The sequence below is a fragment of the Sphingomonas radicis genome, assembly GCF_051400635.1.
GTDB lineage: Bacteria > Pseudomonadota > Alphaproteobacteria > Sphingomonadales > Sphingomonadaceae > Sphingomonas.
In genome coordinates this window covers 1,251,923-1,262,289 of the sequence record NZ_JBLFFG010000001.1, presented here as the reverse complement: position 1 = coordinate 1,262,289, position 10,367 = coordinate 1,251,923, and the positions used below count along the sequence as shown (strand labels likewise).

The following is a 10,367-nucleotide window of genomic DNA, read 5'->3' as shown; positions in this document are numbered from 1 at the left end:
GATCATCTCGCTGTCATCTGCCCGCCGTCGTGCCGCAGCCGCTCCCGGTCCCGCGAACCGCCTGGGAGCAGGCGGCGCTCGATGCGCTCGACACATTCTTCGGGCGGCAGGCTATGCCCAAATCCCAACCAGGCGGCAGCGCGGCGGAGCGCGCCACCCAGCCGATAATCCGCTAGGATCCACCAGCTCGGCATCTCGCTATTTGCGCGCTCTTGCGCTGGGCAGAGCGAGCGACACCGGGCCGGCGTGAACGCGGCCCCCAAGTCAGTTCGGTGCGAAGGCTTTCCGGCCTCCGGGCGCGAGCCTCGGCTCCTCACCAGCGCAAAGTGAACCCAGCGCGCGCACCGACGTCGTAATAGTCCTGGGCGAGCCGGCCTTCGGCGTGGGTGAATATCGCGATGCTGTCGCCGATGCGGAGATTGAGGCCCAGCCCTCCTTCCGCCAGGGTGCTCGGCCGGTTGGTCTCCAGCCAGTCGAAGCCGACCAGAGCGTCGCGATCGGCCTGGAAATCATGCGAGACGCCAAGCGTCACGGTGGGGATGAGCGTGGAGCCGCCCATCGGCATCTCCGTCGACGCCTGCACAGCCGCACGGCCGCGCACGCGACGGTTATCGTTCGATTGCGCCTCCAGCCCGTCGGCGCCGATAAAGCCGTCGATACTGCTCTCGAGATAGCTGACCCGCACCTTCGGCTCGAGCCGCCAGCCGCCGGTGTTGGCGATATAGCCGACCTCCAGCGAGGCGCCGAGGCCTTGGCCGTCATATTCGGCGATTCGTGCTTCGGGGGCATCGAGTTTGAAATCGAACCAGCTCATCTGGCCGACGAGATCGACATACCAGCCGCTCGACTGGCCAGCGTCCTCGAACCAGGTAGCGTATAGACCAAAGGCTTGGGAGTCGACGTCGAGATCGGCGCGCGCGCTGCGTAGCCGGGGGTCCCAGTCGCCCCGCGCTGCGCCGAAGGTGGCTCCCGCCATGAGCATGTTGCCGCTAGCGGTCGGCTTTGCGAGACCGAAGCCGAACTGAGCCAAGCCGGTGCGCTGGCGATAGCCCACTGCATAGCCCTTTCCGTCGAGCTCCCCTGCTCGCGCCTCGACGCGCGCCCAGCCGCGTACGCCTTCGCCGTCCATCATCATCTGGCCTTCCCGCTCGCGGATGTGCGGCAGGAACATTTCGGTGATGCCCATTGCGGCTTCGGGCGCGACCGTTGCCCCGGCCGCGGACGGAGTGATCGCCGCAAGCGGCGTACCATCCTCATCGTCGAAGCGCGCCGCGAGCCGGACTTCACCATCGTTGTCGGCGATCTCGTAGCGCCACGGGCCGATCGGCGCGTAGCCAAACGGCTCGTTGAGCGTGAAGGTGGCAGTCGAACCTTCGGTGGCGGTGACCAGCGTGGCGCCGGAGCCTTGTTGCGGCGGCGCGGTTATCGGCCCTCCGACATTGTTGATGCTGGTGTTGACCGTGCCTCCCAGCGTCCCTTCGATCACCAACTGGTCGGAAGACCCGCCGGTGTCGGTAATCGCTGTGTCTACGGCGATCGTTCCATTCCCGGTTACGTTGCCGATGATCGTCAACGTGTCGCCCGCACCGCCGCCGGTGAGATCGATGACGCCGTTGTTGACCAGCCCCAGCCCCGCATCGATCACCGCGGAGGTGCCGCCGCCCAGCAAGTTGCCGTTGTTCATCACCGTGCCGGTCACGGTGACGACGGCGTCGCCATCGGTGAGATCGACAATGGCATCGTTGACCAGATCGCCGCCGATATCGAGCGTGTTCCCGCTTCCGGACACATCCAGCAGACCGGTGTTCAGGACATCGCCCACGACATCGATCTGCGTATCGTTCCCCGACACCAGCAAGTCTCCACTGTTGGCGACATCGCCGCCCACATTGACCATCCCGCCGCCGCCGAGATCGACAATTCCCTGATTCTGCAGGTCTGCGCCGATATCGATCGTCACTGGTGCTTCGGTGACCAATGTGCCGCTATTGTTGAGGTCTTCGGTCACCGCCACGCTACCGCGGCCGCCGAGATCGACCGTGCCGGTGTTGACGAGTTGATCGCTCGAGATGTTCAGCGGCGCTTCGGCTGTGATGGTGCCGGTGTTGGCGATCTCGCCGCCCGCGGAGATGCTGCCGCCGCCCGCCAGATCGATATCGCCACTGTTGGCGATATCGCCGCCGGCATCAATGGTCACCGGTTCCTCGGCGACGATATCGCCGCTGTTCGCTATATCCTCGACCACATCGATGTTCCCGCCGCCGGCCAGATCGATGGTGCCGGCATTGTCGAGGCCGCCCAGGCTGATGTCGGTCGGGACGTCGGCGGAAATGATTCCGCTATTGCTCGTCTCGCCGCCGACTTCGATGTCGCCGCCGCCCATGTCGATCGTACCGCTGTTGTCGAGCGTCTCGCCGATGACGAGATCGACCGGCGCTTCGCTGCTGATCTCGCCATCGTTATCGAGATTGCCGCCGATCTGGACTTCGCCGCCGGCATCCTCTCCACCGGACATGCTCGAGGTCGCGTCAATCGAGACATCTCCCCCGCCGAAATCGATGCCGGTGGGCGAGATGCCGATAACGCTGCCTTGGGTGAGGTCGACCCTCTCCCAATTTGCCAAGGCCGGCGCCTGGGCCGACACGGCCTGGAACGTCAGAATGTCGATCCAGCCGTCTGCTTCGCTTGCGTCGTCGCCGCCATCGAGCAGCGTGAGCTGCGAAAGGTCAGCCCCGCCCGTGATCAGCGCCGTATCGCTCCCGATGCCCCCGTCAAAGCTGCCGAGCGTGCCGCCGGTCCAGGTAAACGCGTCGTCGCCATCGCCGGCGTTGATCGCACCGACGCTGGCCGTACCCGACAGCGCGATGCTGTCGTTGCCCGCGCCGGCACCGATGCCGGCCGTGGAGCCCCCCGAGACGGTATAGGTGTCGATACCATCGCCGGTAGTAATCGTGCCGGTGATCGTGCCTCCGGTCATGTTGATCACATTGTTACCGCGCCCGAAATCGACGCGCCCGCCGATCGTACCGCCCGACAGGTTGAGCGTATCGTTCTGGAAGCTCGCCGTGAGATCGCCATCGATCTGCCCGCCCGACATGGTGACGACGTTGTTCGCGATGTTCATGTCGACGAAGCCGATCCGCCCACCCGTGATCGTTACGAAGTCGCCGTCCTCGAGCCCGTTGACGATCCGGCCGCCCGAGATCGTCGCGGTATCCAGCCCGCCGCCCTGAAACACTTCGTTGATCGTGCCGCCAGAGAGGGTGAGCACGTCCAGCCCATCGCCTTGGATCACTGATCCCTGAATCTCGCCGGATGCGACCTCCACCGTATCGACGCCTGCGCCGAAAGCGACATTACCCGTGATCATGCCGGTGCCGCCGGCGGGCATCGTCAGGCTGTTGTTCCCCGCTAGGTCGGTGATGCTGCCCACCGTACCGCCTGAGACGGTATATTGGTCGTCGCCATCGCCGGCCTGAAGCGTGCCGACATCGCCACCCTCCACGGCCAGGGCATCATTGCCAAGCCCTCCCGACACTTCGGTAACGGTGCCGCCGCTGACGGAGACCCGATCGTCACCGTCATCCCCGTTGATGGTCGCGATCGTGCCGCCGGAAATCGCTGCCGTGTCGGCACCTGCGCCGAGCGATGCGGCGGCGACGGTACCGCCCGACTGGACGAAGCTGTCGATCCCCTCACCCAGGCTGGCGGTACCCGTTATCCCGCCCGCCGCAATATCGATGCTGTCGGTGCCTGCGCCGAATGTCACGTCGGCGATCACGCCGGTGCCGCCTGCCGGCATGGTCAGCGTGCTGTTGCCGAGGAGGTCGGTGACTGCCGTCACCGTGCCGCCCGAAACGGCATAGGCGTCGTCGCCCTCGCCGCCGTCGAGCGTAGCCACCGCGCCGCCCGAGACCGTCAGCGTGTCGTTGCCTACACCCCCCAGCGCGGTCGTGACTGTGCCGCCGCTGATCGTGATCGCGTCATTGTCCGCGCCGCCATCCACCGCTGCCACGGTGCCGCCCGCGACGGTGATGGCGTCGGCGCCGGCCTCGCCGTTGAGGAAGCTTGCGCTTCCCGTACCCGAGAGGCCAATCACGTCGTTGCCCGCGCCTGCATTGACCCCCGCGGTAGAGCCGCCGCTGATCGCGTAAGTATCGATGCCGTCGCCGGTGGTGATGGTGCCGGCGATGGCTCCACCCGTCATATTGATGATATTGGTCCCGCGCCCGAAGTCGACGCGCCCGCCGATCGTACCCCCCGACAAATTGAGCGTGTCATTCTGGAAGCTCGCAGTGAGATCACCGTCGATCTGCCCGCCCGACATGGTGACGACGTTGTTCGCGATGTTCATGTCGACGAAGCCGATCCGCCCGCCGGTAATCGTCACGAAGTCGCCATCCTCGAGACCATTGACGATACGGCCGCCCGAGATCGTCGCCTGATCGAGGTCACCGCCCTGGAAGACTTCGTTGATGGTGCCCCCCGACAGAATCAGCGTATCGATTCCGTTCCCCTGGCTCACCGTGCCCTGGATTTCGCCGCCTGCCATATCGATCGTGTCGCGGCCGTCGCCGAAGCCGACATTGCCTGTAATGATGCCCGTGCCGCCCGCGGGCAGCGTCAGTCTGTTGTTGCCCACCGCATCCGTGACGCTCGCGACCGTGCCTCCTGAAACAGTGAACTGGTCGTTGCCCCCACCTCCGTTGAGCGCACCGGCACTGCCGCCGGAAACGGTGATCTGGTCGACGCCATCGCCGCCGGAAGCACCGGCGGTCGAGCCGGACTGCACCACGATCATGTCGTCGCCGGCATCGCCGGTCAGCGATCCGTTCACGGTGGCACCATTGAGCGTGATGCTGTCATTGCCGTCGTTACCGTTTACAGAGCCGGTGACAGTGCCGCCGGTCAGCAGGATCGTATCGGCGTCGCTCGGGGAGCTCCCGGCGTAGAAGGTCGTCCCCTCCCCCGCAATGTCGCCGTTCACCGTTCCGCCGGACATGGTGATGATGTCCGCGCCCTGGCTGCCGGAGACCCGGCCGTTCAGCGTCGCGGTGCCACTGATGGTGATCGTGTCCACCCCGCGCTCGCCGACGATCGCATCCGTACCGTTGCCGACGGTGCCCGCGCTCAAGTCGAACACATCGTCGCTCGAGGTACTGGCATCCTCGCCGCCGAACAGCGTGCCATTCACATTCGCGCCGTTCAGATTGAACGTGTCGTTTCCTGTCCCCCCGGTGATCTGCCCGTTGAGCGTTCCGCCGTTTAGATGGACCGTGTCATTGCCCGCGCCCAGCGATGATGGTGAAGGCGAGGGGCTCGACGCAGCGGTGCAGGTGATCACATCGTCGCCGCTCGTCGGAGCAGGTGTGCAATCCGCAGCTCTCGCATTGGAGGCGAATGCGAGCGCGGCCAGGCTGACTCCAGCGCGGGTCATATGGGACAGGGCTCTGGCGGGCATTCGTGGAGAGAGCGGAAAGACGCGCATGGGCAACTCCGTCACAAAGACTGCGCCCCACCCCGCGACGGACTATGCTTTTAGGATTCTCTAAAATCAACACCGTTTCACCTATAAATTCATAACAGTATGCTTATCTCCACGTGGCGACGATTGGCGGACGATATTGGCGAATATACTGGTGAAAAGGTGCTGAATGCTGTTGCCTACTCCATGCTCGGCCTGATACATCAGTGAGCCGCCAAGCTTGAATTGGCCGAGGAGAAGATGTCGTGACAACTCGCTTGCGTGCGGTAGCATTCGCGTGTGCTGTGGCGACAATTATGTTCACATCGGTCGCTGCGCAGGACGAACGCGGCTGGGGTTCCGCCACGGGCGAAGCCATCATCTATCGGGACACTGGCTTTAGCGGTCCCGCCGTGAATGTGTCGCGTGCCGAAACCAATATGCGGCTGTCTTGGCCAGTGCGGAGCATTCGGATCGTGAGCGGCCGCTGGCAGGTCTGCAGCCAGCCGAACTACCGCGGTACCTGTACGGTCGTGGATCGAAGCCAGTCCAATTTTACCGGCAGACTTGGTCCTCGCAGCACTCTTCAGTCGATGCGGCCGGTTGGAGGAGGTGGTAGTGGAGATGGCGGCCACCCTGGTCCTTCACTGCGTGGAATGGCTGCCGAATTCTTCACAGCGCCCGCGCAAGGCGGCCAGCGGATCCGCGCCTGCAATCGCGGATCGGCGAGTGCGAATTGCGCGGCTGCAACTGCGGATGCTTTCTGCCGCGCGCGCGGCTGGAACGGCTCAGCGCGCGAAGCAATGCAGACGATCGGACGGCAAGTGTATCTGGCCGACGTGCTGTGCACGCGCAGCGGCTATTGAGTTGCGGCACGATCTCGTTGCGCCAAGTGGGCCCCACCAAGGCGGTCAGTTCGGCAACGCGCTCATCACGATTCGTCGGCGTCGAGTCCAATCCGTTCATCGTCATCGCGCCGCCGTCTACATCGACGGCGTCCCATGCCGCGAGCTCACCGACGGTACTGAGCCAGCCAGCCCGACTCGATCGAGGTGCTGCGCGGCCCCCAGGGCGCGCTCTACGGCGCGAACAGCAAACCCGGGTTGATCGTGATCCGCACCCGCAACCTGGCCGATCGTCCGTGCGCGAACTGCGGGCGACCGGCAGTCTCTACAGCGCCACTGACGGCTACCCGCTCGAAAGCTAATGCCAGTGGACCTCTGGTCGACTGTCGGCGTCGCTCGCGGTCAATGGCGACGAGGCGATCTGGATGCGCAACCGCGCGCCGGGCGTGACCGAGCCCGGCGGATCGGCGAGCTATTCGTCCACTCCAAGCTGCGCTGGACGCCGAGCGTGGACACCATCATCAACGCCACTGCCTATGTCCTCGACATCAACGCGCCCGAGCTGTTCGACAAACGGCCCCACGGCCTTCAGATGAACCGCCGGCTAGCTCGAAATTTGGAACTAAGAAGCTTTCAGCCCCATCCGATCGAGCGCCTGTGCGAGATGTGCGAGCGCTTCTTGGCTTGGCCCCGGATAGTCGCCGGGTGTCGGCTGGTCGCCGATAAAGCCCATGTCGGCCTTGCCTTCGGGCAGGCTGTAGAAGCCGAGCACGAAAAGATATCGCAGCTTGTCCATGAAGGCGATCGGCGCCGCCATCCTGGCGACGGGCGTGGCGACGGTCAGCGCATCGAGCAGTGCGGCGCGCTGCGGCGGCGTGATCGCATCGAACGCGGCCCCGTGCAGGGCTCGGCTCTGCGCGTCGAGCCACATCAGCCCGCCGACCACCTGTGCCCGGTCCGCCTGCTGGGTCGGATAAGGTGCGCTGATCCATTCATCTATGAACCCCCCAACACCCAGCGCGCCTGCGCCGGGCGAGCGATCGTCGGCGGGAAGAATCAGGTCTCCCAGCAGGTCGACCGTTGCGCGCTGGGACTTGGTCAGCGTCAGCGGCCAGGGCACCTTTGGCGCCATCAGGTCCGGATCGCGGCCATAACCCTGGGCTGGCGCCGGCGGGGGCAGCGCGTCGGGCCAATCCGCAATCACGTCGAACGGCGGGGGGGTGGCCGGCCCGGCTGCCATTGCCGGCGGCGACCAGCGGGCGAGCGGCAACGCCGCCGCAGCCATCATCCACTGCAGCGTTTCGCGGCGCGACGGCGTCATGCGAAGGCTCCTGACTTGAAGCGGGCGGCAAGCCGCTCGGATGCGCGCAGCGCCAGCGCGAGGATCGTGAGCGTCGGGTTCTTGTGCGCGCCCGAGGCGAAGATCGCGCCGTCCATCAGCACCAGATTGTCGACGTCCCAGGTCTGGCCATAGCTGTCGACCACCGAGGATCGTGCGTCGGCGCCCATCCGCGCGGTGCCCAGTTCGTGGATGATCTCGCCGCCGGCCGTGATCAGCTTTTCGGGCGGCAGTTCGGGATCGAGGATCGTTGCGTTCATTCGCTTGAAAACCGCGTGCGCGGTGCGCTGCCCATGCGCCACCTGATTCAGCTCGTGCTGCGACCAGCGGAAGGCGAACCGCAGCACCGGGATACCGAACCGATCCTTCACCGTCGGATCGATCTCGCAATAGGTGTCCTTGTTGGGGATCATTTCGCCACGCAACACCATCGCGATGGTGGCACCCGATGCGCTGCGCACCGCACTCTTCAGCCCGGCTCCCCACACCCGAGGCAGGGCCGCGGCGGGCGGGATACCGAACCGGCCGCCGATCTCGAAATGATAGCCGCGCGCAAAGTCCAATTCGCCGCGCTTTTGTTCTTCATACAGCCAGAAGGGGATGTAGATGTGCTGCCCGCCGATGCCGTCCTCGTTGTAGCGCGGACGGTCGGCAAGCGCGGGGACATAGGCGCGGAACGACGCACCCGTTGAATCGGTGAGGTTGCGGCCAAGCTGGCCGGAGGAGTTGGCGAGGCCGCCGGGCTTGTCGCCGGAGTTGAGCAGCAGCCGCGTCGTCTCGCAGGTTCCCGCGGCGAGGATTACCGCCCGCGCCTTGACCTGGCGGCGGGCGCCGGTCTTGCGATCCACATACTCCACCCCCGCAGCGCGGCCCGCGCTTGCCATCATCACTTTCGAGACCATCGCGTCGGTCACGATCGTCAGCTTGCCGGTTGCCTTCGCCATCGGCAGGAACGAAGTCGTCGTCTGGAACATCGCACCGATAGTGCAGCCGCGCGTGCAGGGCGTCGCGTTGAAGCAGGCGGTGCGCGGCGCGACGTCGTCGGGCATGTCGCGCGTCAGCACTGCCGTATGCGCCGTGCGCACCGGGATCCCCATGCTTTCGCACGTCGCCTTGAGAAGCATTTCGGGTACGCGCGGCTTGGGCGGCGGCATCAGGCAGCCCGGCGGCGAATCTGGATGATTCTCCAGCTCTATCCGTCCGCCATTGACGCCGATCATCCGCTCGACGCGGTCGTAGAATGGCGCGACGTCGTCATAGCCGATCGGCCAGTCGACTCCCAGCCCGTCGCGCGAGAAGGGCTTGAAGTCGTACGGACCCCAGCGCGGCACGTGCCGGCCCCAATGGTTGGTCCGCCCGCCCAGCATCCGCGATCGATACCAGCGAAAGTCGGTCCCCTCGCGCATCGTATAGGGCTCGCCGTCGACCTGCCATCCGCCGCCGACAGTCGCATCGAAATAGCCGAACGGCTTGTCGGGCGTGGCCGCTCCGCGCAAGGGGGCGTCACTCTCGGGCGCGTACATGTTGACTTCGGCCTGGGGGTCGTAGTCGCGGCCCGCCTCGAGCAGCAGGCAGCGCAGGCCCGCCTTGGTCAGGCTATAGGCCGCCATGCCCCCCGCGGCACCCGAGCCGACGATGATGATGTCGGCGGTCATTTCCGCCGGATCGAACGCAGCCGCGGTCACTGGGCGCTCGCGCCGAGCTTGCGGATCTTGATGTTGCGAAACGCGGCCGGCTCGCCGTGATCCTGGAGGCCGATCACACCGCTCGGGAACGTGCCGAACAGCGGCATCAAGGCGAACTTCGAAGCCGCCACGCGCTTGCGCCACGCGTCATTGCCGTAGGGCACGTCGGCAGTGAGCGTGCCGTTCAGCCATTGACGGATTCGGCCCCGCTCGACGCGCAGCCGCGCATGGTTCCAGCTCCCGGCGGGCCGTGCGGCACTCAGCGGCGGCACCGTGATGTCGTAGAGCGAGCCCGCGCGATGCGACGGGATCTTGCCATCGGGATGGCCATCATTATCGAGGACCTGCATCTCGATGCCGGTCTCGTAGATGTTCCTGGTCCCGGGTGCATTGCGGGCAAGATAGAAGACGCCGCTGTTGCCGCCGCGCTCGACCTTCCAGTCGAGCGTCAGCTCGAATGCGCCGTAGCTGTCGGCGGTGACCAGATCGGTCCCGCTCATCTGGCCATCGTCCTTCGTCAGGAGCAGCGTGCCGTCGCGCACCGTCCACGAAGACGGCGGTGCGCTTCCGTCGAAGGATCGCCAGCCGGTGAGGTCGCGGCCGTTGAACAGCAGCTGCCAGCCTTCGGCGCGCTCCTGAGCGGTGAGCGTGTTGGGCGCAGCGCCCTGATGATCGGCCAGCGCTGGCGCCGCCGCCAGCGCCATAAGGCAAAGTCCCGCACCGGATAATATACGCATCAGGTCCCTCCCACGGCTCGATCGCTTCCACGCAAGCGATCCGCATTCACTACGGCTGCGGCGCCACGTTTCACCAGAATCGTGCTGCAGTGAAGCGAAATCGTGTGCCTGCGCTGGAAGGTTGGAATGTCACTGTGGTCGCAGCAGCGGCTTGGCAGTCAGGGCACTCGAAAATCGCGATCGAGCCCGAAATGACGGAATCTTCTGAAGAATCAGCGCCCGCAAGTCAGCGTTGGGGACGGCAAAGCCAAACTTCTTCGCTCAATTCCTATCAAATAAGTAGGAGTTGATTCGTGA

Annotated in this window: 5 protein-coding genes; 1 reads left to right on the top strand and 4 read right to left on the bottom strand. The window is 65.4% G+C overall.

All coding sequences use genetic code 11. The annotated features are described in order from the left end of the window. Positions 1-313: 313 nt before the first annotated feature. Positions 314-5,437 (bottom strand): autotransporter outer membrane beta-barrel domain-containing protein, encoded by a 5,124-nt coding sequence (locus ACMGDH_RS05660; RefSeq protein ID WP_436826926.1) that lies wholly within the window; start codon positions 5,435-5,437, stop codon positions 314-316. A 344-nt stretch (positions 5,438-5,781) separates the two neighbouring features. Between ACMGDH_RS05660 and ACMGDH_RS05655 the strand changes: the two genes are divergently transcribed. After that, entirely contained in the window at positions 5,782-6,330 is a 549-nt protein-coding gene (locus tag ACMGDH_RS05655) for a beta/gamma crystallin-related protein (RefSeq protein WP_436826925.1), read from the top strand. A gap of 601 nt (positions 6,331-6,931) precedes the next feature. Here the strand turns inward: ACMGDH_RS05655 and ACMGDH_RS05650 are convergent. Genes ACMGDH_RS05650 through ACMGDH_RS05640 form a run of 3 tightly spaced genes read right to left on the bottom strand, consistent with a single transcriptional unit; the run spans position 6,932 to position 10,070 of the window. After that, complete coding sequence (locus ACMGDH_RS05650; protein ID WP_436826924.1) at positions 6,932-7,630, bottom strand: gluconate 2-dehydrogenase subunit 3 family protein; 699 nt, start codon at positions 7,628-7,630, stop codon at positions 6,932-6,934. After that, entirely contained in the window at positions 7,627-9,333 is a 1,707-nt protein-coding gene (locus ACMGDH_RS05645; RefSeq protein ID WP_436826923.1) for a GMC family oxidoreductase, read from the bottom strand. The genes ACMGDH_RS05650 and ACMGDH_RS05645 overlap by 4 nt, the downstream gene beginning before the upstream one ends. Beyond that, the gene (locus ACMGDH_RS05640) at positions 9,330-10,070 is read right to left on the bottom strand and encodes a 3-keto-disaccharide hydrolase (RefSeq protein WP_436826922.1); all 741 of its coding nucleotides are present in this window, start codon (positions 10,068-10,070) and stop codon (positions 9,330-9,332) included. The genes ACMGDH_RS05645 and ACMGDH_RS05640 overlap by 4 nt, the downstream gene beginning before the upstream one ends. Between the last annotated feature and the right edge of the window lie 297 nt (positions 10,071-10,367).